Origin of the sequence: Janthinobacterium amylolyticum (assembly GCF_051380655.1) — a bacterium.
Classification (GTDB): Bacteria; Pseudomonadota; Gammaproteobacteria; order Burkholderiales; family Burkholderiaceae_D; genus Janthinobacterium.
Genome location: NZ_JBNYXL010000001.1, coordinates 423021 through 448909 on the forward strand (window position 1 = coordinate 423021; position 25889 = coordinate 448909).

19 protein-coding genes are annotated in these 25889 nt (G+C 66.3%); 5 read left to right on the forward strand and 14 right to left on the reverse strand.

Annotated features, from left to right (window positions below; all coding sequences use genetic code 11):
• Positions 1 to 136: 136 nt before the first annotated feature.
• Entirely contained in the window at positions 137 to 1366 is a 1230-nt protein-coding gene (locus tag ACQ4WR_RS02075) for a chymotrypsin family serine protease (RefSeq protein WP_436484986.1), read from the reverse strand.
• 422 nt (positions 1367 to 1788) lie between these two features.
• Between ACQ4WR_RS02075 and ACQ4WR_RS02080 the strand changes: the two genes are divergently transcribed.
• Positions 1789 to 3243: a hypothetical protein gene (locus tag ACQ4WR_RS02080; protein WP_436484987.1), complete on the forward strand. Its 1455-nt coding sequence runs from the start codon at positions 1789 to 1791 to the stop codon at positions 3241 to 3243.
• On the opposite strand, the gene ACQ4WR_RS02085 is transcribed toward ACQ4WR_RS02080, so the two are convergent.
• From ACQ4WR_RS02085 to ACQ4WR_RS02130, 10 genes are all read right to left on the reverse strand, one after another.
• On the reverse strand, positions 3230 to 3967 hold the full coding sequence (locus ACQ4WR_RS02085; RefSeq protein WP_436484988.1) for a hypothetical protein: 738 nt from the start codon (positions 3965 to 3967) through the stop codon (positions 3230 to 3232). The two genes, ACQ4WR_RS02080 and ACQ4WR_RS02085, sit on opposite strands and share 14 nt — an antisense overlap.
• 138 nt (positions 3968 to 4105) lie before the next feature.
• The gene (locus ACQ4WR_RS02090) at positions 4106 to 4543 is read right to left on the reverse strand and encodes a DUF6678 family protein (protein WP_436484989.1); all 438 of its coding nucleotides are present in this window, start codon (positions 4541 to 4543) and stop codon (positions 4106 to 4108) included.
• 11 nt (positions 4544 to 4554) lie between these two features.
• A complete protein-coding gene (purT, locus tag ACQ4WR_RS02095) occupies positions 4555 to 5790 on the reverse strand; it encodes a formate-dependent phosphoribosylglycinamide formyltransferase (RefSeq protein ID WP_102298953.1) in 1236 nt (411 codons plus the stop codon).
• Between the two features lie 828 nt (positions 5791 to 6618).
• Positions 6619 to 7116 (reverse strand): VOC family protein, encoded by a 498-nt coding sequence (locus tag ACQ4WR_RS02100; RefSeq protein WP_436484991.1) that lies wholly within the window; start codon positions 7114 to 7116, stop codon positions 6619 to 6621.
• 79 nt (positions 7117 to 7195) lie between these two features.
• Positions 7196 to 8647 (reverse strand): TolC family protein, encoded by a 1452-nt coding sequence (locus ACQ4WR_RS02105; protein ID WP_436484993.1) that lies wholly within the window; start codon positions 8645 to 8647, stop codon positions 7196 to 7198.
• A complete protein-coding gene (locus ACQ4WR_RS02110) occupies positions 8637 to 9980 on the reverse strand; it encodes an HlyD family type I secretion periplasmic adaptor subunit (protein ID WP_436484994.1) in 1344 nt (447 codons plus the stop codon). Before ACQ4WR_RS02110 ends, ACQ4WR_RS02105 begins: the two co-directional genes overlap by 11 nt.
• Positions 9977 to 12151 carry a type I secretion system permease/ATPase gene (locus ACQ4WR_RS02115; protein ID WP_436484996.1) on the reverse strand — a complete coding sequence of 725 codons (2175 nt, stop codon included), beginning with the start codon at positions 12149 to 12151 and terminating at the stop codon, positions 9977 to 9979. Before ACQ4WR_RS02115 ends, ACQ4WR_RS02110 begins: the two co-directional genes overlap by 4 nt.
• Positions 12152 to 12241: 90 nt before the next feature.
• Positions 12242 to 15301, reverse strand: coding sequence for a calcium-binding protein (locus tag ACQ4WR_RS02120; RefSeq protein ID WP_436484998.1), 3060 nt, complete (start codon positions 15299 to 15301; stop codon positions 12242 to 12244).
• A 317-nt stretch (positions 15302 to 15618) separates the two neighbouring features.
• Positions 15619 to 16263, reverse strand: coding sequence for a DUF6000 family protein (locus tag ACQ4WR_RS02125; protein ID WP_102299302.1), 645 nt, complete (start codon positions 16261 to 16263; stop codon positions 15619 to 15621).
• Positions 16260 to 17162: a LysR family transcriptional regulator gene (locus tag ACQ4WR_RS02130; RefSeq protein ID WP_436485000.1), complete on the reverse strand. Its 903-nt coding sequence runs from the start codon at positions 17160 to 17162 to the stop codon at positions 16260 to 16262. The genes ACQ4WR_RS02125 and ACQ4WR_RS02130 overlap by 4 nt, the downstream gene beginning before the upstream one ends.
• Before the next feature lie 106 nt (positions 17163 to 17268).
• Here ACQ4WR_RS02130 and ACQ4WR_RS02135 point away from each other — a divergent pair, with 106 nt between their 5' ends.
• Complete coding sequence (locus tag ACQ4WR_RS02135; RefSeq protein ID WP_436485002.1) at positions 17269 to 18762, forward strand: MFS transporter; 1494 nt, start codon at positions 17269 to 17271, stop codon at positions 18760 to 18762.
• Here the strand turns inward: ACQ4WR_RS02135 and ACQ4WR_RS02140 are convergent.
• The 3 genes from ACQ4WR_RS02140 to ACQ4WR_RS02150 all read right to left on the reverse strand — a co-directional run bounded on the left by ACQ4WR_RS02140 (position 18744) and on the right by ACQ4WR_RS02150 (position 21672).
• The gene (locus tag ACQ4WR_RS02140; RefSeq protein ID WP_436485004.1) at positions 18744 to 19280 is read right to left on the reverse strand and encodes a hypothetical protein; all 537 of its coding nucleotides are present in this window, start codon (positions 19278 to 19280) and stop codon (positions 18744 to 18746) included. The genes ACQ4WR_RS02135 and ACQ4WR_RS02140 overlap by 19 nt on opposite strands.
• 93 nt (positions 19281 to 19373) lie before the next feature.
• Positions 19374 to 20954, reverse strand: a complete 1581-nt coding sequence (locus tag ACQ4WR_RS02145; protein ID WP_436485005.1) for a methyl-accepting chemotaxis protein — start codon at positions 20952 to 20954, stop codon at positions 19374 to 19376.
• Between the two features lie 283 nt (positions 20955 to 21237).
• The gene (locus tag ACQ4WR_RS02150) at positions 21238 to 21672 is read right to left on the reverse strand and encodes a hotdog fold thioesterase (RefSeq protein ID WP_436485007.1); all 435 of its coding nucleotides are present in this window, start codon (positions 21670 to 21672) and stop codon (positions 21238 to 21240) included.
• A 144-nt stretch (positions 21673 to 21816) separates the two neighbouring features.
• On the opposite strand from ACQ4WR_RS02150, the gene lpxO reads away from it, so the two are divergent.
• From lpxO to ACQ4WR_RS02165, 3 genes are all read left to right on the forward strand, one after another.
• The gene (gene lpxO / locus ACQ4WR_RS02155) at positions 21817 to 22716 is read left to right on the forward strand and encodes a lipid A hydroxylase LpxO (RefSeq protein ID WP_046685160.1); all 900 of its coding nucleotides are present in this window, start codon (positions 21817 to 21819) and stop codon (positions 22714 to 22716) included.
• Between the two features lie 132 nt (positions 22717 to 22848).
• A complete protein-coding gene (locus ACQ4WR_RS02160; protein WP_436485009.1) occupies positions 22849 to 23304 on the forward strand; it encodes a MarR family winged helix-turn-helix transcriptional regulator in 456 nt (151 codons plus the stop codon).
• Between the two features lie 228 nt (positions 23305 to 23532).
• On the forward strand, positions 23533 to 25881 hold the full coding sequence (locus tag ACQ4WR_RS02165) for a glucose/quinate/shikimate family membrane-bound PQQ-dependent dehydrogenase (protein ID WP_436485379.1): 2349 nt from the start codon (positions 23533 to 23535) through the stop codon (positions 25879 to 25881).
• The last annotated feature ends 8 nt before the right edge of the window (positions 25882 to 25889 follow it).

Here is a 25889-nt window from a genome sequence, read left to right on the forward strand (position 1 = left end):
ATGATACACCCGGGCACCGGGCGCCAGCGCCTCATTGCAGGGCTGCACCACGCATGGCTGCTGTCCGGACAAGATCATCTTCGTGCAAAAGCGGGCGTTATGCAAGGCGGCACAACGCCGGCGTCTGTTGCCGCACTCAAGTATACAAATTGATATCGAGCGCCACCACCACCCTGCGCATCTGGTTGGCAAACGTGATGTTGCCACCTCCGGCAAACAGCAGGCCGACAGGATTACGCTGCTGGTTCCAGGTCCAGATGGACGACCCGGAATCGCCGCCGGCGCTGAACGCACCGCTGACGCCCGTAATGGCGATCTGGTCCTGGAACAGCGCAATGCGGCCACCGCCGTAATTGACGTTGATGGTGGCGCCCAGGCCCGTGATGCGGCCCTGCGTCAATTGCGTGGTGCGTCCTGACTTGCCCACCATCATGCCCAAGGTGGGCGCCACCAGCGCATTGCTGATGCGGAAGTAGGCCGGCACGCCGCCGCTCAGGTACACGAGTTCGCGCCGCACGCGGTCGGGCCAGGCCCAGCCGGTGGCGCAATCGACAAAATTGACGCCGCCGGTGAAATTGATGGGCACGAAGCGTTCCAGCACCGCCACCTGGTCTTGCGGACAGCGTCCGCCATCGATGGGGCCAGGCTGCACGATGCAGTCATTGAAGACGCCGCCGTTGGAATTGGCCAGCACGTGATTGTTACTCAGGATCATCAAGCGGTTGTTGCGTGGCGCGCTGCGGCCCAGGGCCAGGCAGCCTATGGTGCCGGCGGTGATCCGGAAGTGCCCGACGGACACGCCACCGGGCGCCGGACGCAAGCGGAAACGGTGGGGCTGGGCGTCGATGACGCCCGTGACGACTATATTCACAGGCACATTGTCGCTGGCCACGGCGCGCAGGCCCATGGCGCTCACGATGGCGGCCTTGGCGCGGTCGACGGAAGTGGGCTCGGCCACATACAGGGTCAGGGCCGGCATGCCCGGTTCGCCGGACGAGCTGTCGCTGGCGCCTTCGCCCAGGCCGATCGCCACGCCCTGGATATTGCCCGCGTCGCTGAAGGCGTCGGCCGCGCGCACGTTGCCCGCCTGCAGGATCGCCTGGCGCATGCCATCCTCGATGCTGCGTTTAATTTCCAGCAATTCCATGCTGACCCCGCTCAAGGCGTCGGCCACGTCCGCCACGGACGCCGTCTCGATGTCGCCATCGCCCTCCCCCGGCGCGGCAAACTGCTCCACCGCCTCTTCATCGTCGGGGCTCTGCGCCCTGCCCCCGCCGTTCCCCGGCGGTGGGCTGAAACCATTGTCATTGCCAAACATGATGTGCTCCCGGTAGTCGCTCTGGAACTGCCAGTGTGGGCCGGTCACACTGCGGCATATTGATCTGCATCGAACCGCGCGAGGGCGCGGCGGCCATGGCAATGGGTGGAATAGATGGCTGAAATAGTTCCGTTTTCAAGCTTGCGCCAGATCAGGTGTGTGAACAGGGGCGCCATCCTATACTGGGCAAACCAGCTGCAGGCCGTGGCGCGTGGACGGCAGGCATGCTCAAGGAATGGTCGATGAATGCGCGATGAATGCGCAATGAATGGTCGAGGCATGATCAAGAGATGTCGGATGAATGTCCGACGAGTGCACGAACGGCAGGTCCTGTGGCTACGCGGTAACGCCGTGCCACGGCAGGCGGCAAGCCAGCCAGGCGACGGCCGGACCAGTGTTCCTGGCCGGGGCGTGCCAGGACCTGCGCCGCAACAGGCATGCCGCAAGGGGAAAGCGAGGATGGAACAGCGATGACGAGCTTACGCACGACCACGGATGCCGCCGGCGCGGCGGCTGCGCAACCTCCGCTGGCGGACGGCGCCGCGCCGCCGGCGGCGGCAGCAGCGGCAGACACAGCAGCAGCGGGCGAAAGCCAGCGTGGGCACTTCGTGCGCAGCATGGCGGCCTACAGCGCGCAGCACCGCCTCAGTCCCTGGCGCGGCAGTTTCGCCGACTTCATCGACCAGGTGATGCCCGCCAACGCCACGCTGCTGGCGCGCAGCGCCCACCAGTATCTGTGGGACATGATGCGCTGGAATGGCCACACCGACAGCGATGGCCATTTCCGTTGCCGCCTGTTCGACGATGAACTGTTCGGCATCGACGACGCCATCGACCGCGTGGCCGCCTATTTCAAGGCGGCCGCCGCCGGCTCCGAGGTGGGACGGCGCATGCTTCTGCTGCTGGGCCCCCCTTCTGGCGGCAAGTCGACCATGGTGATCCTGCTCAAGCGGGGCCTGGAAGCATACAGCCGCAGCGAGGAAGGCGCGCTGTACGGCATCGCCGGCTGTCCCGTGCATGAATCGCCGCTGCAACTGGTGCCGCACGGCATGCGCGCCGATTTCCGCGCCAGCTACGGCGTCGACATCCATGGCGAACTGTGTCCGCACTGCAGTGCGCGCCTGGAAGAACAATACCAGGGTGACTTCCTGCGCATGCCTGTCGAGCGCATCGCCATCTCGGAAGCGGGCCGCTGCGGCATCGGCACCTATGCACCGCACGATCCGACCACGGCCGACCTGGCCGACCTGGTGGGTTCCGTCGACCTGTCGAAAGTGGCGCAGTATGGCGATGAAGGCGACCCGCGCGCCTGGTCGTGGTCGGGCGCCGTGTATGCGGCCAGCCGGGGGATGCTGGAAATGATTGAAATCCTCAAGGTCAAGCGCGAATTTCTCTACACCCTGGAACACTTCCCCAACCACCACCGGGCGCTCGCGTCCATGGCCAAGCTGGGCCTGCGGCAAAAAAGCGCGCAGCCGCACGGCGCGCGCTACACGGTCAGCTGCTATTTCGAACGGGCCATCGCCTTCGCGCCGCACGACGTGACGGCGCGCATGGTGTACGGCAACTACCTGCTGGCCACGGGCCAGGACGCGATGGCGCTGGAACAGCTGGACGCTGCCAGCCGCCTGGCGCCCGAGCAAGCCACGGTGCAGTACAACCTGGGGCTGATGTATGTGAAGAAGAAGGAATATGACAAGGCCAGCGTGCATGCGCAAAAAGCCTATGCGCTGGGTTTTCCCTTGCCCGGCCTGAAAAACAAGCTGAAGGCGGCGGGCAAGTGGCGCGAACCGCCGCCGGCGCCGGCTGCCTCCGCGCCCACCGTCACGGCACCACCAGGCGTTGAACCAGCGCTCGCCGAACCGGCCGCCCCCGAAGCGGCTGAACGGGCCAGCCCGCCCGCCGCAAAGCCTAGCGGGGCATGACGGCCGCGCGGCCAGCCACGCTCAGCTGGCCGGTGGGCGACGCGGCCAGCGCGGCGGCCAGGTCGCGGCGCGACTGCCCCTTGTCGGCTGCCCCGCCGATGAACGCCAGCTCCGCCGGCTGCAGCACGGTGACGGTCAGCAGCATCACCGTGCCGTAGGGGGTATCGAAGGACGGGGCAATCGTGGCCGTGCCGGGGGCCAGCAGCACGCCCACCTGTTCGTCCTCGTCTTCGAGGCCTGCCGGCGCCCCGCGCACGTCGAGCACCATCGACACGCTGCCGTGGCGCTGCACCAGCAAATCAATGGAACCGTGGTCGGCCACGTTCTGGCTGACCTGGTAAATCACATCGAACAGCCACGATTGCTGGATCGCGCCGCCATCGAAGGCGGCCAGCGGCGCCTCGATGCACACTTCCAGCAAATGCCCGCGCGGCACAAACACGTCGTCGTCATCCTCGAACGGATCGCTCAAGCCATCGCTGGCAATCACGATCGAGTCGGGCCGGCGGATCACCCGCCAGGCCTGGCGCAACGAGGGCCAGCGCGGCCCCCCCATGAAGGCAGGATTGACCAGCGGCGCCAGCACGTCGCCGTCGATGGCGCCCAGGCTGGCATAAAAGGCGTCGCGCGCGGCGCAGGCCGTGGCCAGCATCAGCGCGCCCGCTTCCTTGCCGACGACGGCGTCGTCCGGTTGCGGTACTTGGGGAATATTGTTTTCAGACATGTTATCAATCTATTATTTGTGACAGCTGACAAAACCGTAGCGAGCGAAAGGGAGAGGTGGCCAGGAAGCACAACCGTACTCCAGTACGGTGAGCATCGCAGGCCGCATGTACCGACGCGCAGCAGGGTCGGTCAGGCGTCAATCAGCAGGAGGAAAATCGTGATAATTGCGCGGCAAATAGCCCCAGATGCGTGCCACCCGCTCCCGCACCTCGAAATCAAAGCCGATGCGTTCCAGTTCGGGCACGATCCACACGCCATGGTCGATGATTTTTTTCGGCAGCAGCATGGCCACGTGTTCTTCCGAATACAGGCTGATGTCGAACCACTCCACCCCCATGAAGGGAAACGGCGGGTGGTAGTCCCACTCCGTGTCCCAGCGCGAGACATAGCCGCTGACGGAGCCGTAGCGGTACGACGGCGCCCAGTCGGTGCGCCCGCGCATGAAGGCCAGCAGTTCGTTCCACTTGCAGTCGTTGGCGGCGCCGCCCAGGTTGCGCCGCGCGATGTGGCCGCGCAGCTTGCGCTTGATGTCGTCGCCGCCCGCATCGGCCTGCGGCAGTCTGGAATCGCTCATCGAGTCCGCCATCAGCGCGCGACCGGCTTGACTTTCGAGGCTGCCAGCACGGCGCGCTGACGCGCCGTGTCGATATCGTCGGCCGTCGCCAGGGCCACGCCCATGCGGCGGCGGGCAAACGATTCCGGCTTGCCGAACAGGCGCAAGTCCGCGCCCGGCACGTTCAGGGCATCGGCCACGCCCTCGAAGGCGATGCCCTTCGCTTCCAGCTGGCCGTAGATGACGGCCGAGGCGGCGGGCGAGCGCAGCGCCACGTTGACGGGCAAGCCGAGGATGGCTTTCGCGTGCAGCTCGAATTCGCTTTGCACCTGGCTGGCCATGGTGACCATGCCCGTGTCGTGCGGACGCGGGCTCACTTCCGAGAACCACACCATGTCGTCCTTGACGAACAGCTCCACGCCAAACAGGCCCAGGCCGCCCAGGTTGTCCGTCACCTTGCGGGCGATCTCGCGCGAACGCTCAAGCGCCAGCGGCGCCATGCGGGCCGGCTGCCACGATTCCACGTAGTCGCCCTGCACCTGCAAGTGCCCGATCGGCTCGCAGAACTGCGTCTCGATCTGGCCCGAGGCGGCAACGGCGCGCACGGTCAGCAAGGTGATCTCGTAATCGAAATCGATGAAGCCTTCGACGATGACCCTGCCCGTATCGACGCGCCCGCCGCTGGCCGCGTACGCCCACGCCGTTTCCACGTCGGCGGCGCTATCGAGCTTGGACTGGCCCTTGCCCGACGAAGACATCACGGGTTTCACCACGCAGGGAAAACCGATGTCCTGGCAGGCCAGCTGCAGCTCCTGCAGGCTGCTGGCGAAGCGGTAGGGCGACGTGGCCACACCCAGGGTTTCGGCGGCCAGGGTGCGGATGCCTTCGCGGTTCATGGTCAGCACGGCGGCGCGCGCGTTCGGGATGCAGGTAATCTGCCCCGCCGCTTCCAGCGCGGCCAGGGTATCGGTGGCGATGGCTTCGATTTCCGGCACGATCAGGTCCGGCTTTTCCAGGTCGATCAGCTGGGCCAGCGCCACGCCGTCGCTCATGTCGATCACATGCGAGCGGTGCGCCACCGGGTGGCCGGGCGCGTTCGGGTAGCGGTCGACGGCAATCACTTCCACGCCCAGGCGCTGCAGCGCAATGATGACTTCCTTGCCCAGTTCACCGGAGCCCAGCAGCATGACCTTGATGGCGGTGGAAGACAGGGGCGTGCCGAAAGTGCGGGGCGCGATGGTGCTGCTCGTGGTGGGGCTGGTTGTCATGGCAATGTCTGCGGGCGGATGGAAAGATGGCTGGGACTATAGCAAATGCCGGCCCTCTTGGACAGGGCGCGCCGCTGGCGTGCGCAGTACGGACAAGCAGGCGCCTGCAGGCGGCGCCGGAGCGGGACACGCCGGCACATCGGCTGAAGCCTGGCTATGGCCCACCCTGCCCGCTGCGCAGATAGCGGTACAGGCGCTTGCTGACCACAATGCAGTCATCATCCCGCATGCCGCTCGGCAACGCGGCGCATTTCGCCTCTTGCGCACGGAAAGAATCGATGGCGGACGCGTCGCGCGCCAAGCAGGAGTCTGTCACCGTCCGCGCCACAGCGGCACCGGCTGGCATGGCAACGCCTGGCGCCACGCCTGTCGCACAGGCGGGGCATATGTGCTGCAAGCTGCTGATCTGCTGCTCCAGCTGGCGTTTTTTCTCGTCACAGCTTTTCTCGTCACTGAGCGCCAATCGGCCGGCGGCCACTGCCTCCACCCATGCGGGTCTCGACGGGCGCGCCCAGTCGGCGATGACAGGCGGCCTGGCGCGCTGCGCCGGCCCGCCAGGACCAGGCATTTGACACACTGCGGGGGACGATGCCAGCAAGGCGACGCACACGGCCGACAACAGCATGGGTTTGGCCGGCATAAGTCCTCCACTAAGGTGCTGAGCTAAGTTGCCAGGCCAAGTTGCAAGCGAAGTTGCAAACTAAGTTGCAAACTAAGTGCAAGCCAGGTGCTGCGGCGTGAACGCCACGTCGCCTCACTGTGCGCCTTGTCCGCCCAAGTGGCAAATCAATCCCCCTGTTGCTTGAAGCTGGTCAAGCCTGCATCCCATCAACCCGCATACGCCCGCTTGATCTCGTCAATATTGATCTTTTTCATGCCCATCATGGCCTTCATCACGCGCTGGGCCTTGACGGGGTCGGGGTCGCCCAGCAGTTTGAGCATGATGGTGGGCACGATTTGCCACGACACGCCGAACTGGTCCTTGAGCCAGCTGCACTGCTGCGCTTCCGGCGGCCCGCCTTCGGACAGCTGGTTCCAGTAATGGTCGACCTCGTCCTGGGTGTCGCAATTGACCTGGAACGAGATGGCCTCGGAAAACTGGAACAGCGGCCCGCCGTTCAAGCCCGTGAACGTCTGGCCGTCCAGTTCAAACGCCACCGTCAGCACGCTGCCCGGCTCCTGGCCGTGGATTTCCTGGCCTTCCTCGCCGTAGCGCAGGATCTGGCCGATCTTCGAATTGGGGAAAATCCCCGTATAAAACAGGGCCGCCGCCTCGGCGTGGCCGTTGAACCATAAACACGGGGTAATCTTTTGTATGCTGTGCATGATGTCTCCCTTGGCCGGTGTGGATAGGACGCCTTAATATAGTCACTTTTGCGGCGCAACGGCGCGCGAATTACGCCCATTACCGTCCCGCAATGGCCTCCCGTCCCAGCACGCCGGCGCTGGCCAGCAGCCGCAGGCGGGCCGCGCGCCATTCTGCCTGGCACCGGATGCGCTCCTGCTGCGCCTCCAGCAGCGCCGACTGGGTAGTGAGCATTTCCAGGATGTCCGCCGCGCCCAGGCCGAACTTGCGCTGCACGCTGGCCTGGGCATCGCGCGCAGCGTCCAGCCAGGCCTGCGCGGCAGCCATGTTGTCCAGCGCCATGTCCGCTTCCGCATGCGTTTTCACCAGTTCCATCAGGGTCTGCCGCCGCACTTCTTCCACCTCGGCTTCCCTTTGCCCCGCCTGCGCCTGCGCCCCGCGCACCTTGTAGCCGCGCGCAAAACCGTCGAACAGGGGGATGTTCAGCGAGACGCCAACCAGGGTTTCGCGCGTGGAAGCGGCGGACAAGCCCTGGTTCGGGCGGCCGTTCTGGTAGAAGTTCGCCGTCAGGTCGATGCTGGGACGCCCCTCCGAACGGACCATGTCGACCCGCTCCCGCGCCGCCGCCAGCTGCGCCCGGGCCGCCACGATGGCGGGATGGCGTGCCTGCGCCTGGCCCAGCCAGGCCTGCAGATCGGCGCGCTGCCCCGCCGCCGGCACGTGCGCGTCGTCGGCCACGGTCACGCTGGCGCCGGCCGGCAGGCCCAGTGCATATATCAGTACCGCGCGCGCTTTGGCGTAGTCGCCATCGGCGCGGCTGGCTCCCAGCACCGCCTTGGCCAGCGCGCTTTCCGCCTGCAGGGTGTCGCTGCGGGAACCGAGTCCCCGCTCGGCACGGCGGCGCGTCGCCGCCACTGTTTCCTGCGCCAGCGCCTGGTATTCGCGCCGCATGCGCGTGCTCGCTTGCGCCGTCTGCGCGTCGACATACGCGCTGACGGTCGTCGCCAGGGTCTGTTGCAGCACGGCGTCGTGGCTGGCCAGCGCCGCATCGAGCAAGGCTTGCGCAGAGCGCTGGCCCGCCGCGCGGCCGCCAAAGTCGAACAGGCGCCAGGAAAAGTTCAGTGACGCCGTATTGCTGTTCAAGCTGCTGGCGGCCGTGTCGGCGCCCGGATAGGCGGTGCGGTCATGCACGCGGCTCAGGCCCGCGTTCAGCGTCGGCAGGTAGGCGGCCCTGGCCTCGCCCAGGCCGGCCGCCTGCAGCCGGATGCCGGCCCAGGCGCCATGCACCTGCGGGTTATGGCACAGGGCCAGGTCGACGGCCAGCGCCAAGGTCAAGGGCACGGCCCCGTCCCAGGATGGCGGGCATGGCGCGGCGGCGCTGTCTCCCGGCAGCATGCGGCCGCCCTCGGGCAGCTGCGGCTGCGCGCGCAGGGGATCGTCGAGGAAGCGCGACAGATCGCCGGCCAGCGCGGGCGGCGCTGCCAGCAAGCCGATGGCGACGGCGACGGCGACGGCAATGGTGAAGGCGAAGGGGCGCACACTAGCGTTCATGCAGCGCCTCCTTCTGGTGCCGCACCAGCGGTGACAGCACATATTCGATCACCCGACGCGTGCCCGTGCGGATCTCCGCGCGCACCGCCATGCCGGCCGACAGCGGCACCGGCTTGCCATCGATGACGATGGCCGGCTGGCGCAGCGTGATCCTGACGGCATACACGGGGCCCTTTCGGTCATCTTCGACGGCGTCGCGCGAGACGCTGCTGACGACGGCCGGCACCGTGCCATATTTCGTGTAGTCGAAGGCGTCGACCTTGATGGCGACCGCCTGGCCTTCCTGCACGAAGCCGGCGTCGCGGTTTTCCAGCACGGCGTCGATTTCCAGCCTGCCCTGGCGCGGCACGATCTGCATCAGCGCCTGCGCGGCGGGCACCACGCCGCCCACCGTATGCAATTTGAGCTGCTGCACCGTGCCGTCGACGGGCGCCGTCAGGCGCAGCAGGCTGCCACGGGCACCGGCGCGGCGCGCATCCTGGGCACTGGCGGCCGCCACCCGCGTGCCTTCGGCCAGCGCGTCGTAGGCATCCTTGCGCGTCTGCGCCAGCAGGGCCGCGCGTTCGCTGCGGGCCGACGCCAGCTGGCCGGCCAGGTCGATGCGCGCCTGCTCCTTTTCCAGCCACGCGTGTTCGGCCACGTCGCGCGTCGCCGCCAGCGCCTGGTAGTCGCGCGCGCGCTGCGCCGCCAGCGGCAGCGCCTGGGCGTAGCGGGAGATTTCTCCGTCGAGGTGCGCCAGCCGGGCGCGCAAGCTCGCGTACTGGCCGTCCAGGTGGCCCTGCGCTTCGGCGCGCTGGGCGGCGCTGGCGTCGCCGGGCGCCAGCAGTACCGGCCGCTTCAAGCTGTCGATGGCGGCGATCAGCGCGCGCGAACGGGCCATTTGCAGCGCGGCCGCCACGGCATCGCCGGCAGCCTTGTCGCGCTCCGCATCGGGGCCGCGGCTGTCAAGCTCCACCAGCAGCTGGCCCGCCTTCACGGCCTGCCCTTCGCGCACATGCAGGGCGCGCACGGCCGCCACGTCGACGGAAGCGATGGTCTTGGTGTTGCCGGACGGGATGATCTTGCCCGCCGCATTGACGATGATGTCGACCTGGCCAAAGACCGCCCACAGCACCGCGCTGGCCACCAGCAGCATCAGCACGCCGGCCGTCAGGCGCAGCGACGGCGACACGGGCCGCTCCTGCAGCGCCAGCGCGGCAGGCAGAAAGGCCGCTTCGTCTTCGCCGAGCACGGGGCCGCCCAGCGCGGCGCGGTGGCGCCAGCCGTCCCGCAGCACCTGGCCATAGCGTTGCATCAGCTCGCCGTACGCGGCCAGGCGGTGGCCGGCGCTCATGCGGCGCTCCCTGTCGTGCCCTGCTGCAGGCCGTACAGATGCGCGTAAATGCCGTCCGCTTGCGCCAGCAGCGCCGCATGGCTGCCCAGCTGGGCTACCTGGCCCTTGTCCATGACGACGATGCGGTGCGCTTCGCGCACGGCCGACAGGCGGTGGGCGATGATCAGCACGGTGCGTCCCGCGCAAATGCCGCGCATATTGTCCTGGATAATCTTTTCCGATTCGTAGTCGAGCGCGCTTGTGGCCTCGTCGAAGATCAGGATACGCGGATCGCCGATCAGCGCGCGGGCGATGGCGATACGCTGGCGCTGGCCGCCCGACAAGCCCGTGCCATGCTCGCCCACCATGGTGTCGTAGCCTTCCGGCAGTTCGCAAATGAAGTCGTGGGCACCCGCCAGTTTTGCCACGGCGATGACGGCCTCGATGGGCAGCGCGGGGTCGCTCAAGGCGATGTTGTCGCGCACGGAGCGGTTGAACAGGATGTTTTCCTGCAGCACCACGCCGATCTGGCGCCGCAGCGATGCCGTGTCGATGACGGCGATATCCTGCCCGTCGATCAGCACCTTGCCCCGCTCGGGCACGTACAGGCGCTGCGCCAGCCGCGTCAGCGTGCTCTTGCCGGAACCGGAACGCCCGACGATGCCGATCACTTCGCCAGGCGCGATGGCGATCGACACCTCGCGCAGCACTTCGGCCGCATCGGGCCGGTAGCGGAAGCCCACTTGCTGGAAAGCGATGGCGCCGGCGATGCGCGGCAGGCGCGCCTTCTGGCTGCCCGCTTCCGCTCTGGCGTTGAGGATATCGCCAAGCCGGCTCATGGAAATGCCCACTTGCTGGAAATCGTTCCACAGCTGTGCCAGGCGCAAGATGGGCGAAGCCACCTGCCCGGCCAGCATATTGAACGCCACCAGCTCGCCCACCGTCATTCTCTCGTCGATGACGAGGGTGGCGCCGCACCACATGATGGCCGCCGTCACCAGCTTGCTGACCAGGGTCACGCCGCCGCTGGCCAGCATGCCGATGTTGTTCGCCGACAGGCCCGCCGACACATAGCCGGCCAACTGCTTTTCCCACTGCTGCTGCCAGCGTGGTTCCACGGCCATGGCCTTGACGGTGTCGACGCCGCTGATGGTTTCGACCAGGAAAGACTGGTTTTCCGCGCCGCGGTTGAATTTTTCGCTCAGGCGGCCCCGCAGCAAGGGCGTGAGCAGCATCGACAGGGCGGCATAGACGGGAATGGAGACGAGCACGACAACGCTGAGCGCCGCGCTGTACCACAGCATGGCGGCGATGAAGACGAAGGAGAACAGCACATCGAGCACCAGGGTCAGGGCGTTGCCGGTCAGAAAGGAGCGGATATTTTCCAGTTCGTGGATGCGCGCCACGGAATCACCCACGGGGCGCGCCTGGAAATAGGCGATCGGCAAGGCCAGCAGGTGGCGGAACAGGCGCGCCCCCAGTTCCACGTCGATCTTGCTGCTGGTACGCGCGAAAACATAGGTGCGGATCAGGCCCAGCACGGCTTCGAAAACGATGGCGCAGACAAGGCCGATGGCCACCACATTCAGCGTCTGCATGGCGTGGTTGACCAGCACCTTGTCCATCACCACCTGGAAAAACAAAGGCGTGGCCAGGCCGATCAGCTGCAGCACGAAGGAAATCAGCAGCACTTCGCCCAGCAGCCTGCGGTATTTGACGATGGCGGGAATGAACCAGCTGAAGTCGAATCGGGCCGTCTCGCCCGCGAAGCTGGCCTTGCTGGTGAAAAAGATCAATTCGCCCGTCCAGGCGGAAAGGAAGGCTTCGCGACCCAGGATCTGCGGCGGCTGGCCCGGATGCTGGACCAGCACCTTGCTCACGCCGCCTTCGCCCGTCTCGACCTTGCCGAGTATAAAGAAACGCCCGTCGGTATCCATGGCGATGGCCGGCAGCGGCGACTGCGCCAGCCGTTCGGGTGCCTGGCGCACCAGCTTGGCCGTCAAGCCCAGCTGTTTCGCGGCCAGCAGCACGGTTTGCCGCGTGAACACGGCCTGGCCGAAAGCGTGCCTGAGCTGGGCGCCATCGGCGGCGATGCCATGCAGGCTGGCCATCAGCAGCAGTGACAGCAAGCCCGTGTCGGGTAACGGTGTTTCAATCGGTGGCGGATCGTTGCGGTGTGGGAGGACTGTCATCGGGCGATATCAAGGAGTCAATGGCGCAGCCAGGCCAGGACCAGCGATTCCGGCCCGGCTGCGTGAGGGTGAAGCTGCTAACTCAGGCGATCAATGCGCGGCCGCCAGCTGGATCTGCATCGGCAGGCCGCCCTTTTCGGACCAGTGCGCCGAAGCGGCCACCGGCACGGCAAAGCCGGCCAGCGCCTGCACCAGCTGCGCCGGATCGGCTTGCCAAGCGGCGCCGGCGGCCTGGCTGGCGGCACTGAATTGCTGCGCGGAGCGCCAGTTCTGCGCCAGCGACGGCGCCAGAATGGCGGCCGTGGCTGGCGGCAGGGTCAGCTGGCCGGCGGGCGGCGGCGTCAGGCCCGCCATGGCCTGCACCAGGTTTTGCACGTTACTGCCCAGCAACACGCGGCCATCGGCCGTGCGGAACTCCTCGATGCTGCGCGGCGCGCCTTCGTACCAGCCGTTCACGGTGACTTTGTCGCCGCTGCCGATGGTGCTCACTTCCAGGGCCGTGCCCACCTGGCGGAACCACAGCTGTTCGGCGCTGACGCCGGCCAAAAAGGAGACCACGTCGCGGCTGCCCGCCTCGTCCGCCTCGGAAATGCTGTCGGCGCCGTCGCCGCGGGCGAAGACATAGGTATCGCTGCCCAGCGCGCCGGCCAGCGCGTCGTCGCCCTTGCCGCCTTGCAGGGTATCGTTGCCGAGGCCGCCGCCGAGGATGTTCTTGAGTTCATTGCCCGTCAGGAAGTCATCGAACGTGCTGCCGATCACCGCGTTGAAGTTAGCCAGCACGTCGACGCCGGGACGCGCTGTCATGGTCGCGCCAACGGGTGCAAAAACGGCCGTCACGCCCGCGCTGGCGCCGTTGTAATTGAGCAAGTTGCCTTCCCCTCCCCCGTCGAGCACGTTGCCGCCGGCAGTCTTGACAAAAAAATTGTTGCTCGTGTAGGCGCTGCCCGTCACTGTCAGGCCGGCAGCGTTCAGGCGCACGTATTCGACATTGTCGGCCACCGTGTAGTTGACCGTCGTGTACACGGTATCGGTGCCGCCATTGCCCCGTTCGACAATGAAGTCGCCGCTGTGGTTGACGAAATAGCTGTCGTCGCCGGCCAGCCCTTCGAGCAGGTCGGCGCCGGCCGAACCGCTGAGGATATCGGCGTTCGCCGTGCCGACAAAGGTTTGCCCCGTCGGCTGCGTGGGACCGTTGAAGTGCCAGGCCTGGGCCAGCGCCGGCGCCAGCGCGGCCGCCGTGCCTGCCGGCAGGGTCAGCTGGCCGAGCGGCGGCGGCGTCAGGTTCGCCATCGCCTGCACCAGCTGCTGCACATCGGCGCCGCGCAGGACGTGGCCGGCGGCCGTGCGGAATTCCTCGATGTTCGGCGCGGCGGCGTTCCAGGCGCGGATGGTGATCTTGTCCGTCGTGCCGATGGTGCTCACTTCCAGGTCCGCGCCCACCTGGCGGAACCACAACTGGTCGAGGCTGACGCCGGCCAGGAAGGCGATGGCGTCGTAGCCGGCATCGGCAGCGGTTTCCGTGATGATGTCGGCGCCGTCGCCGCGGGCGAAGACAAAGGTGTCGTCGCCGATGCCGCCCGCGAGCACGTCGGCGCCCTGGCCGCCTTGCAGCATGTCGTGGCCCCGGCCGCCGATCAGGGTATTGCTGGACGCATTGCCGGTCAGCACGTCGTTATAGTCGCTGCCTTCCACCGTCGAAAAATTGACCAGTTCGTCGCGTCCCTGCTGTACCGCCGGGGCACTGTTGGCGGAGACCAGGCGCACTGTCGCGCCAGTCCTGGAACCGGCATAGCTGGCGGTATTGTTCGCGCCGCCGCCTGTGAGCAGGTTGCCGCCGGCGACGTCGACATGGAACACATTGTAGGAGCCGCTGCTGCCTGCCACCATCTGGCTGCCTGCGCTGATATGCACTTCTTCGACATTGGCCGGCAGCGTGTAGCTGCTCGTGCTGACATACACGGTGTCGCGTCCGCCGTCGGCCTCTTCGATGACCACGTCATTGACATGGTTGACGTAATAGATATCGTCGTTGCCCTGGCCGGCCATCAGGTCGGCGCCCGCCGTGCCCCTGATGATGTCCTTGTTCACGCCGCCGACGAAGGGGCCGCCATTGGTCGGCTGATCCGTCCCGTCGATACGCCAGTTCTGCGCCAGCGCCGGCCACAGGAGGCTGGCGGTGCCCGGAGGCAAGGTCAACTGGCCCAGCGGCGGCGGCGTCAGGCCCGCCATCGCCTGCACCAGGTTTTGCACGTCCGCGCCCAGCAGCACGCGGCCGTCGGCCATGCGGAATTCCTGGATGCGGGGCGCGATGCCGGCGCCATACCAGCCGCTGATGGTGATTTTGTCCGTCGTGCCGATGGTGCTCACTTCCAGCGCCGTGCCCACCTGGCGGAACCACAGCTGGTCGGCGCCGACGCCGGCCAGGAAAGCGACGACATTGTGCGCGCCGCCTTCGGGCACTTCGAGGATGCTGTCGGCGCCGTCGCCGCGGGCGAAAATATAGGTATCGTCGCCTACCGTGCCGGCAAGCATGTCATCGCCCTTGCCGCCGCGCAGGATATCGTTGCCTATGCCGCCGACGAGCGCGTTTTTGAGTTCGTTGCCGGTCAGCACATCGTCGAGCTTGCTGCCTATCAGGTTGCTGAAATTGAACAGCACGTCGGTCCCGGGCGCCGCCGGCAACGGGCCATTCGCACCCGACAGGGTGGCGGTCACGCCCACGCTGGCATTGATATAGCTGACCGAATTGACGGCGCCGCCACCGTTGAGCACATTGCCGCCTGGCGCCTGCACATGAAAGGCGTTGTTGGTCGTGGCGCTGCCCGTCACCGTCAGGCCGCTGCCGATGATGTGCACGTTCTCCACGTTGGCGGCCACCGTGTAGTTGACGCTGGTGTACACGGTATCCGTGCCGCCGTTGGCCAGTTCGACGATCACGTCGCCGCTGTTGTTGACGTAATACGTGTCGTCGCCGGCCAGGCCTTCGAGCACGTCGGCGCCGCTGGTGCCGCTGAGCACATCGGCATTGGCGGTGCCGGTGAAGCGCTGCGGGGCCGCCAGCGCGGAACTGTTCAGGTACGCCTCGATGGCGGAAATGGCGTCGCCGGAGGCTGCTGGATCTGAAGCGGGGGTTGCGGTTGCTTGTGTCATGTCGCGGTGTCCTGTCCTTGAACGTAACAAATCAGATGAATGGGCCGGCGCAAGCCGGCATCAGGGCAAAAGTGGCGGCCGCATCGGCAAGCCTGTGCAGCGCGCCAACGACGGCCCTTTCCTTTCGGTGCATGCACGGCCTTGCTATCGCAGCGGCCTGCACGTACCCCCTATTGACGCTTCAACTTGGGAAACACTGTTATTTGTCATGAAAATGTCATACGGCGCGGGTGCGCGACGACAACGGCCAGGCAGCGGCGCCCCCGGCCACAGGAGACGCGCAATAAAGGAAGAAGTACGGGAAAAAAGCGCGCTGGCTAGGCGCCAGGCGCCACGGCGCGCAGGGTGCGCAGGCGGTCCATGCCGACGCTGAAGGCCGCCAGCGCATTGTCCAGCGCCTCGCCGGGCCGGCTGGCAAGAAATGCGTTCCAGGCTGGCGCATGGCGCGCCGCTGCAGCGCTGCCATGCTGGCCATCCAGATAGGCGATGGCGGCCATGGCTTGCGTCTGCTCGAAATGCAGCTGCGGCTGGCGCAAATAATGCGCGAGATAGCGGTGCAGATAATCGCGGCTGTCCGGCGTGTCGAACACGGCCAGCGCCAGGCAGTACGCGCTGCCCGCGTAGCACACTTCGCTGGCCAGCAGCAGGCCGCCCAGCTGGTCCGTGAAGGCGGAACGCTGCGTCAATGCCGCCAGGTAGGCGCCGGCCATGCGGCTGCGCCAGTCGAATTGTCCCAGCAGCCGCGCAATCAGGGCATCGTCCGCCTGGGCCAGCCGCTGCGCGCAGGCCAACGCCTCTGGCCTGTGCAAGCCCATGTAGAGCGGCCGCACCCAGTCGTCGCGCAGCGCCGCCGTCAGCGGTTCTTGCGGCGGCAGCGGCGGCACGGCAAACGGATGCGCGTGGCCCACGGTGGCGCCGGCCACATGGCGCTGCAGCGCTGTCAGGTGTGCATCGTCCGTCATGGCCGGGTCCCATAGGTTTGATCCTGCAACTGCTGTACCAGGAAATCGATGAACACGCGCAGGCGCGGCGGCAGATGGCGGCTGGCCGGCCACAGCAGCCAGAACGCCGTCACCGGCTGCGTATGCGCGTCCAGCAGCGAGACCAGCTGCCCCGCCGCCAGTTCGCGCTGCACCGTAAAGGCGGGCAAGTACGCGATGCCCTGCCCCTGCAGCGCCAGGTAGACGCGCATTTCCACGCTGTTGCACACCATGCCGGGCGCCAGCGGGGCAGCCGGCTCCAGCGTGTCGTCCAGCGGCCACGCTTCCAGCCGCCCCGTGGCGGGAAAGCGGTAGCGCAGGCGCTGGTGCCGCGCCAGGTCGGCCGGATGGGCGGGATGGCCGTGACGCGCCAGGTAGGCGGGCGAGGCCACCAGCAGGCGGCGGAAAGTGCACAGTTTGCGCCGCGTCAGGCCGGAATCGTCCAGCTCGCCCGTGCGCACGACGGCGTCAAAGCCGTCGCTGATCACATTCACCAGCGCATCGGAAAAATCGAGATCCAGTTCGATGTCGGGATAGGCCAGCATGAAGCCGGCAATCACGGGCTCGAACAAGCCGCTGTAGCGTGGCAGACTGATACGCAGACGGCCGCTGGGCGCGCCGCTGGCCGCGCTCAGCTCCTGCTCGGCCGCTTCCACCTCGGCCAGGATGCGCTTGCAGCGCTGCAGGAATTTCTCGCCCTCGTCCGTCAGCGCCAGGTGCCGCGTGCTGCGCTGAAACAGGCGCGCGCCCAGCCGCGTCTCCATGCGCGCCACGCTTTTTCCCACGGCAGATGATGACAAGCCCAGCAGCCGTCCCGTGGCGGAAAAACTGCCGCTGTCGGCCACCTGCACAAACATGGCGATGCCACCCAAGCCTTCCATTGCGCTCCCATTCAAGACATTTATATCCGATATGTTCGGCAGTTTAGCCTCTTTTTCCGGAATGCGGGGCGCGCCATACTCGCCGTCCCTCCTTTCAGGATCTCACATGATTTATCCTTCCCGTTTGACACTTGCCCTGCAAGTGCTGGCCGCCTGCCTGAGCGGCCTGCTGATTCCCCTGTGCTTTACGGGCCCGGCCGTCGTGCTGCCCGCCCTGGCCGCGCAACTGGGCGGCAGCGCCAGCGCCCTGAACTGGGTCATCAACGCGTATATCCTCAGCTATGGCAGCGCCATGATGGTGGCCGGCAGCCTGACGGACGTGCTGGGCCGGCGCCGGGTCTGGCTGGCGGGGCTGGCGCTGTTCTGCGCGGCAACCCTGGCCATCGCCTGGGCGCCCTCGGTGGTGCTGATCGCCGTGCTGCGCTTCGTGCAAGGCCTGGGCGGCGCGGCCGCGTTCGCCGCCGCCATGTCTTCGCTGGCGCCGCTGTTCCACGGCACGGCGCGCAGCCGTGTGATGAGCGTGCTGGGCACGACGTTTGGCCTGGGACTGGCCTTCGGCCCGCTGGCGGCCGGCGCCATGCTGGAACTGGCCCGCTGGCCTGCCGTCTTTTACGCCACGGCCGCGCTGGGCGCCATCGGCACGCTGCTGGTGGCTGTCAGCGTGCCGGCCGATCCGCCGCGTGGCCATGGTCGCCTGGACTGGCCCGGCGCCCTCAGCTTCAGCGCGGCGCTGGTCTTATTTACGGTCGGCATGCTGCTGGCGCCCGAACACGGCTGGCGCAGCGCGGCCGTGCTGCTGCCGCTGGTCCTGGCGGCATTGCTGTTATCGGTCTTTATCCTGATCGAACGCAGGACGGCGCACCCCATGCTGGACTTGCGCCTGTTCGGCCAGCGCCGTTTCGTCGGTGTGCAAGTGCTGGCCGCCGCGCCCGCCTTCCTGTTTATCGTGCTCATCGTCATGCTGCCGGGGCGCTTCATCGGCACCGATGGCTTGTCGCCGCTGGCGGCCGGACGGCTGATGGTCGCGCTGGCCGCACCGCTGCTGCTGGTGCCCGTGCTGGCGGCGCTGCTGCTGCGCTGGTTCACGGCGGCGACCCTGTGCGCGGCGGGCCTGCTGCTGGCCGCCGCCGGGCTGGCCTGGCTGTCGCAGGTGCTCGGCAACGGCGCCGCCCTGGCCGGGCCGCTGCTGCTGATCGGCGCCGGCATCGGCCTGCCGTGGGGCTTGATGGATGGCATGGCCCTGAACGTGGTCGATACCGAGCGGGCCGGCATGGCAACAGGCATCTTCAATACCGTGCGCATCAGCGCCGACGGCGTGGCCCTGGCCCTGGCCGGTGCCGTGCTGGCCGGCCTGATCGGCGCGGGCCTGGCGCAGCAGCTGCCCGCCGGCCTGCCCGTGCTGGCCGCCGCCAGCCGCGCCGCGCTGGGCGATATCGGCCAGGCGGCCATGCTGCTGCCGGGCCAGGAAGCGCTGCTGCGCGCCAGTTATGACACGGCCTTCCGCCAGTTGCTGGGCGCCCTGGCGGGACTGGCCGTGGCGCTGGCGGGCCTGGTGCTGTATCTGTTGAGGCAAGAACCGCCTCAAGCGTCGAGGCCGTAAAACACGGCCACCAGGATGGCGATGTTGTTGCAGGCGCGGGCGAACGCCGTCGTCGTGTAGGCGGCGGCCACGCCCGGCTCGCGGTAGCGCAGATAGACAAAGCTGAACATGGCGCCAGATCCGAGCGCGACGATGGCGTGCAGCAGGCCGCCGCTGATGAAATGCACGATGCCCCACAAAATGGCGCCCAGGAAAATGCTCAGCTGACGGCCAGCGCCCAGGCGCTTGAGGATTTCCAGCGGCAGCAGCTGGCCCAGGAAAGTTTCCAGGATGGGGGAATAGATGACCACCCAGAAGACCAGCAGGGGCAGCGACATTTCACGCTTGAATTTGGCCAGGCCCGTGTGCGCGCCCCAGTATTCGGGCGGCAGCAGCCATTTGGTGAGGAACAGGATGGCAAAGCACAGCACGCATGTGAGCAAGCCCCAGCCGAGGCCGGCCAAGGCCTGGTGCAGCACGGGCGGCGCCGGTTTGTCATCGTCCGGGCTGGAAACATCGTTGCTGCTATGCACTTGCATGAGATGTCCTGGCGGTGATCCAGCTCTCATTGTAGCGCGTAAAAGGACAGGCGGCACGCCGCGTTTCGCCGTGCCCGCCCGCGTGCCAGGCAGTCAGGCAGCCAGGCGCAAGGGGCCGCTGGCGGGCCGCGCCAGCTTGAAGATGCCCACTTCCTGCTCCAGCTGCGCCGCCTGCTGCTGCAGTTCGTGCGCGGCGGCGGCCGCCTGCTCGACCAGGGCCGCGTTTTGCTGCGTCACCCGGTCCATGTCGACGATGGCGCGGTTGACTTGCTCGATGCCGGCGCCCTGCTCCTGCGTGGCGTGGCTGATCTCGGCCATGATGCCCGTGACCCTGCCGATGCCGGCCACCACTTCGTGCATGGTGGCGCCCGCCTGCTCGACCAGCACGGTGCCCGTGCCGACCTTGCTGACGGAATCGTCGATCAGCAGCTTGATTTCACGCGCGGCCGCGCTCGAGCGCTGCGCCAGATTGCGCACTTCGGACGCCACCACGGCAAAGCCCCGTCCCTGCTCGCCCGCGCGCGCCGCTTCCACGGCCGCGTTCAAGGCCAGGATGTTCGTCTGGAAGGCAATACTGTCGATCACGCCGATGATGTCGACGATCTTGTTCGACGAAGCATTGATCAGGCCCATGGTGTGCACCACTTCGGCCACGGCCTTGCCGCCCTGCTCCGACACCTTCGACGCTTCGCGCGCCAGGCGGTTCGCCTGCTGCGCGTTGTCCGCATTCTGGCGCACGGTGGAAATCAGTTCTTCCATCGATGAGGCCACCTCTTCCAGCGAACCGGCTTGCTGCTCCGTGCGCTGCGACAGGTCGCGGTTGCCCGAGGCAATCTCGGTCGAGGCGGTGGCGATGCTTTCCGTTCCGTGACGCACCTTGCCGACGATGGCGGCCAGGTTGTCGCGCATGGTCTTGATGGCGAACAGCAGGCTGCTGTCGTCGCCCTGGCGCGTGTGCACGTCGATGGCCAGCTCGCCCTGGGCGATGCGCCCGGCAATCGAAGCCGCGTAGGCCGGTTCGCCGCCCAGCTGGCGCAGCAGTCCGCTCGTGATGACGGTGGCGACAAAAATGCAGACCAGCACGCTCAGCGCGGCCAGCGCGCCGATCCAGCGCAGCGACTGGCCATAAATGGCGCGCGCGGCCACGCTGGCCTGTTCCGATTCGCGCTGCACGGTTTTCAGCACGGCATCGATGTCGGCGACGATCTGGCGCCGCAAGGGGCTGCACTCGTCGACGAGGAAGGTGCCGTATTGCTCCATCTGCCCGGCCGCGCGGAACTGGCGCGGACGCTGCAGTTCCTGCGCCATGGCTTTCAAGCCCGTGCTGACCTTGTCGAACTGCGCGTCGCCGGCAAACTTCGGCGCCAGGATGGCCAGCGCTTCCAGGTACAGCGCCTTCTGGCTGTCGAGGATGGCCAGCTCTTTCTCGGCGGCGGCCTGGTCGTGGAAGATGTACGCATTGCGGGCGGCCAGGCCCGTCTGGTCGAGCGCTTCGCGCGCCACGTACAGCGGTTCGAGTTTTTCCAGCTGGACTTTTTCCTGCGCCTCCATGGCGCCGGCGATGGCGCCCATGCGCAGCAGCGCGAACGCGGCCAGCACCAGCATCAGGATGACCAGGACGGCAAAGCCCGCGCTCAGGCGCGCGCCTATCGTCAGACGATTAAATGTCTTCATTGTTTTGTTATTGCCCTATTTGTAAAGTTGAATGTTTTGCCCGCTCCATGGGAAGCGGGCAATCTGCCAGCCATCGTCTTGCCTGTCGTGCCAGGGCGGGCGGGACAGGCTTCCAACTGGCGTTTTTTGGGCAGTCAGCTTTTATTTCGGGCAATCCAGACGCGCGCGGAAACCCGGCGCGGCACGTGAGCACACTGAATTATAAGCGAACGGCGTTATTTATCATTCCACACGCCCACTTTTCATGCCTTGATGCAAATCAAGACGGCGCTCAAGGCAGTAATCACGCGCGGCCGGGCGCATCGATGACGGCCATCGTGATGCGCGAAATACAGCACAGCTTGCCCTGCTCGTCGACGATGCGGATTTCCCATACCTGGCTCGTGCGGCCCCGGTGGATGGGCGTGGCGCGCCCTGTCACCAGGCCGCCGCGCACGCCGCGCAGGTGGTTGGCGTTGACTTCCTGGCCCACGCTTACTTGCAGGCGGCTGTCGAGGCAGGCGTTGGCGGCCATGCTGCCCAGGGTTTCAGCCAGCAGCACGGAGGCGCCGCCATGCAACAGCTTAAAGGGCTGCATGGTGCGGTGATCGACAGGCATGGTCGCCTCGATCCAGTCCGCGCCAAAGGCCGTGAAAGCGATGCCCAGATGGCGCATCGCCGTGCCTTCGCTGGCGGCATTGAGCGTGGCCAGGTCGAGCGGTGCGTGCCAGATATCCATGTTTCCCCCATGTCAGTGATGAAATAGGGATATTGTAGGGCAGCGCTGCCCTGCGCGCCGCTTCATGCTTCCTTCACCCAGATGCAGGATGGCGATGGCAGTAACTGGTTATAATTGCCCCATTCTTAAAAAACGAGGTTGTGTATGAAGTGGGCCTTGCTGGGCATTTTTGTGTTTTCTGTTTTACATATTCATTTCCGGGGCAAGGTGCGCCTGCCGTTTCGCCGCCAGATCTTCGATCACTCCTCGTTCATGGCGCCGCTGAACCTGTTCATGCACACCTTTTCCAAGGTGCCGGCCACGCCATACCTGTCCGTCGAGCAATTCCCGGAACTGGCGCCGCTGCAGCAGAACTGGCAGATCATCCGCGATGAAGCGCTGCGCATGCAGGAAATGAAAAAGATCAAGGCGGCGGAAAAGAACAATGACGTGGGCTTCAATTCCTTCTTCAAGTATGGCTGGAAGCGTTTCTACCTGAAATGGTACGACGCCAATCACCCGTCGGCGCAACAGATGTGCCCGCAAACCTATGCACTGCTGCAATCGATTCCGTCGATCAAGGCGGCCATGTTCGCGGAACTGCCGCAGGGCGGCAAGCTCAACCCGCACCGCGACCCGTTCGCCGGTTCCCTGCGCTACCACCTGGGCTTGCAGACGCCAAATGACGACCGCTGCTTCATCGATGTCGATGGCGAGCGCCACAGCTGGCGCGACGGCCAGGCCGTGATGTTCGATGAAACGTATATCCACTGGGCCCGCAACGATGCCGACAGCGACCGCATCATCCTGTTCTGCGACATCGAGCGCCCGATGCGCTACCGCTGGGCACAAGGCTTGAACCGCTGGCTGGGCCGCACCCTGATGACAGCCGCCGCCTCGCCCAACGAACTGGGCGACCAGGTGGGCGGCGTGAGCAAACTGTTCCAGATTTCCTGGACCATGGGCCAGTACCGCCGCCGCTTCAAGGCGTGGAACAAGACCGCGTATCAAGTCACCCGCGTGGCGCTGGTGGTGGGCATCATCGCGCTGATCTATTTTATCTAGACGCCGGCCTTGCCACGTAAAAAAACCGCCTTCGGGCGGTTTTTGCGTTTCTGCATGCCGAAAAACTACATAGCCTGCTATATTGATTCAAATTATGATAGCATGCTATATTCTTTTCACCGGAGAGTTTCCGTGATCGACTTCCAGAAGGAACAGTCCGCCGGCCACATGACCAGCCGGGCGGCGCGCCTGTTTGCCAGGATTATCGAGCGCAAGCTCAAGCTGATCGGCATGGCGCCTGGCCAGCTGCCCGTGTTTTACGAACTGGCGAACGGCGCGCAGCTGACGCAGAAAGCCCTGACCGTCGCCGCTGCCGTCGAACAGCCGACCATGGCGGCCACCCTGGCGCGCATGGAACGTGACGGCCTGGTCAGCCGTCAACCCGATCCTGCCGATGGACGCAGCAGCCTGTTCGGCCTTACCCCGGCCGCATTACAGCAGTCGCCCCTGATCAAGGAAGCGATTCATGCCAGCAACCGCGAAGCCCTCGCCGGTTTCAGCGCCGAGGAAGAACACGCCTTGCTGGACATGCTCAGCCGCATCATCGCCAATCTCGACAGCAAGACCAGCACGCTAAACTCGGGCTGAATGCAGCGCGCGCCAGGCTGTGGGCGCTTGCGCTGGATGCTACCTGAGCGGCATCGCAAACTTTCACTCTCCCACCGCACTTTGCCTGCCTGCGCCCACCCCTCGCCAAACGGGGAAACCGAGTCTTGGTTTTTAGTATTACCGGGCCGCGCCTGGCTGTCCGGCCAACAATAAAAAGGAATCATCGTGAACCCTTCCAGTTCATCCTCATCTGAAGCAGCATCGCCGCTGCGCTACCTGCCAGCCGCGCTGCTCATTTTATCCGGCCTCTTCCTCGCCATCGGCGGTGCCTGCCTCATCTACCTGGGCGGCAGCTGGTTTTACCTGCCGATGGGCATCGCCACCCTGGTTTCCGGCGTGCTCGTCTGGCGCAGCAAGCCGGCCGGCGCCGTGCTGTTCGGTGCCGCCTTCATCGTTGCCCTGGTATGGGCGCCCATCGACGCCGGCTGGAACTTCTGGCCCCTGGTGTCGCGTTTGTTCGTCTTCGGCGTGCTGGCCCTGCTCGTCGCCCTCGCCTACCCGGGCTTGCGCCGCGCCGCTGGCGCGCCCGCCGGCAAGGGCGCCTTCGCGCTGGCGGGCCTGATCGCCGTCTGCCTGGCGATCACGGGCGTCAATTTCTTCCTGCCCAAATCCGTCATTGAAGCGGACGTGGTGGCGGGCGTCACGCCCGTCGCGCCCGGCGCGCAGCAGAAAAACTGGCTGCACTGGGGCAATACCACGGCCGGCAACCGCTTCGCCGCCCTGGATCAGATCAACAAGGGCAACGTCAGCCAGCTGACACTGGCCTGGACGGCGCACACGGGCGACATCCCGCAAAGCAACGGATCCGGCGCCGAAGACCAGAACACGCCGCTGCAAGTGGGCGACACCCTGTACGTCTGCACGGCCTACGGCAAGGTGGTGGCGCTGGACGCCGACACGGGCGCCGAGCGGTGGAAATACGACCCGCAGGGTTCCGCGCCGAACTGGCAGCGCTGCCGCGGCCTGGGCTACCATGAAGCGCCCGCCGCGCAATCGTTGCCGGCCACGGCTTCCGGCGATGCCGCACCGGCCGCCTGCCGCAAACGCATCTTGCTGCCGACCATCGATGCACGCCTGATCGCGCTCGACGCGGCCACCGGCCAGCCTTGCGCCGATTTCGGCGACCGCGGCGTTGTCGACCTGAAAACGGGCATGGGCGAAGTCAAGCCCGGCTACTACCAGCAGACGTCGACGCCGCTGATCGCAGGCGAGCTGGTCGTCGTCGGCGGCCGCGTGGCCGACAATTTCTCCACCGGCGAACCGCCGGGCGTGGTGCGCGCGTTTGACGTGCGCAGCGGCGAACTGGTGTGGGCCTGGGATCCGGGCAACCCGGCCATCACGAAGCTGCCGCCAGACGGCCAGACCTACACGCGCGGCACGCCGAACGTGTGGTCGGCCATGTCGTATGACGCCCAGCTGGACACCATCTACCTGCCGACCGGCAACGCAACACCGGACTTCTTCGGCGGCACGCGCACGGCCCTGGACGACAAGTACAGCTCGTCCATCGTCGCCGTCAATGCGAAAACCGGCAAGGTGCGCTGGACTTTCCAGACCACCCACCACGATCTGTGGGATTTTGATTTGCCCGCCCAGCCGCTGCTGTACGACATTCCTGACGGCAAAGGCGGCAGCCTGCCCGCGCTGGCGCAAGTGACGAAACAAGGCGAGATCTTCCTCCTCAACCGCGTCACGGGCCAGCCCATCGCGCAAGTGGAAGAGCGCCCCGTGCCGCAAGGCAATGTGCCAGGCGAGCGCTATTCGCCCACGCAACCGTTTTCTGTCGGCATGCCGTCGATCGGCAACGCCACCTTGCACGAGTCCGACATGTGGGGCGGCACCATCTTTGACCAGTTGCTGTGCCGCATCGAATTCAAGGGCATGCGCCACGAAGGCGTCTACACGCCGCCTGGCCTCGACCGTTCGCTGCAATTTCCCGGTTCGCTGGGCGGCATGAACTGGGGCAGCGTTTCCGTCGACCCGACCACCAGCTACATGTTCGTCAACGACATGCGTCTGGGCCTGGCCAACTACATGATCCCGCGCGCCGCCATTCCAAAAGGCGCCAGCGGCATCGAGATGGGCGTCGTGCCGCAGGAAGGCACGCCATTTGGCGCCATGCGCGAACGCTTCCTGTCGAAGGCGGGCATCCCGTGCCAGAAGCCGCCGTTCGGCACCATGTCGGCCATCGACCTGAAAACGCGCAAGCTGGTGTGGCAAGTGCCGGTCGGCACGGTGCAGGATACGGGCCCGATGGGCATCCGCATGAAAATGCCGATCCCGATCGGCATGCCGACCCTGGGCGCGTCCATGTCGACGCAGTCCGGCCTGCTGTTCTTTGCCGGCACGCAGGATTTCTATCTGCGCGCCTTTGACAGCGCCACCGGCAAGGAAATATGGAAACAGCGCCTGCCCGTGGGCAGCCAGTCCGGCCCGATGACGTATGTCTCGCCGAAAACCGGCAAGCAATACATCGTCGTCAGCGCCGGCGGTGCGCGCCAGTCGCCGGACCGTGGCGACTACGTGCTGGCCTACGCCTTGCCTGACAAGCAATAAGCCGTCGT

Excerpts from the sequence above, each read along its gene's own strand:
- ACQ4WR_RS02080 (WP_436484987.1), top strand. The coding sequence starts at position 1,789 with ATGACGAGCTTACGCACGACCACGGATGCCGCCGGCGCGGCGGCTGCG.
- ACQ4WR_RS02085 (WP_436484988.1), bottom strand. The coding sequence starts at position 3,967 with ATGTCTGAAAACAATATTCCCCAAGTACCGCAACCGGACGACGCCGTC.
- ACQ4WR_RS02090 (WP_436484989.1), bottom strand. The coding sequence starts at position 4,543 with ATGAGCGATTCCAGACTGCCGCAGGCCGATGCGGGCGGCGACGACATC.
- purT (WP_102298953.1), bottom strand. The coding sequence starts at position 5,790 with ATGACAACCAGCCCCACCACGAGCAGCACCATCGCGCCCCGCACTTTC.
- ACQ4WR_RS02100 (WP_436484991.1), bottom strand. The coding sequence starts at position 7,116 with ATGCACAGCATACAAAAGATTACCCCGTGTTTATGGTTCAACGGCCAC.
- ACQ4WR_RS02105 (WP_436484993.1), bottom strand. The coding sequence starts at position 8,647 with ATGAACGCTAGTGTGCGCCCCTTCGCCTTCACCATTGCCGTCGCCGTC.
- ACQ4WR_RS02110 (WP_436484994.1), bottom strand. The coding sequence starts at position 9,980 with ATGAGCGCCGGCCACCGCCTGGCCGCGTACGGCGAGCTGATGCAACGC.
- ACQ4WR_RS02115 (WP_436484996.1), bottom strand. The coding sequence starts at position 12,151 with ATGACAGTCCTCCCACACCGCAACGATCCGCCACCGATTGAAACACCG.
- ACQ4WR_RS02120 (WP_436484998.1), bottom strand. The coding sequence starts at position 15,301 with ATGACACAAGCAACCGCAACCCCCGCTTCAGATCCAGCAGCCTCCGGC.
- ACQ4WR_RS02125 (WP_102299302.1), bottom strand. The coding sequence starts at position 16,263 with ATGACGGACGATGCACACCTGACAGCGCTGCAGCGCCATGTGGCCGGC.
- ACQ4WR_RS02130 (WP_436485000.1), bottom strand. The coding sequence starts at position 17,162 with ATGGAAGGCTTGGGTGGCATCGCCATGTTTGTGCAGGTGGCCGACAGC.
- ACQ4WR_RS02135 (WP_436485002.1), top strand. The coding sequence starts at position 17,269 with ATGATTTATCCTTCCCGTTTGACACTTGCCCTGCAAGTGCTGGCCGCC.
- ACQ4WR_RS02140 (WP_436485004.1), bottom strand. The coding sequence starts at position 19,280 with ATGCAAGTGCATAGCAGCAACGATGTTTCCAGCCCGGACGATGACAAA.
- ACQ4WR_RS02145 (WP_436485005.1), bottom strand. The coding sequence starts at position 20,954 with ATGAAGACATTTAATCGTCTGACGATAGGCGCGCGCCTGAGCGCGGGC.
- ACQ4WR_RS02150 (WP_436485007.1), bottom strand. The coding sequence starts at position 21,672 with ATGGATATCTGGCACGCACCGCTCGACCTGGCCACGCTCAATGCCGCC.
- lpxO (WP_046685160.1), top strand. The coding sequence starts at position 21,817 with ATGAAGTGGGCCTTGCTGGGCATTTTTGTGTTTTCTGTTTTACATATT.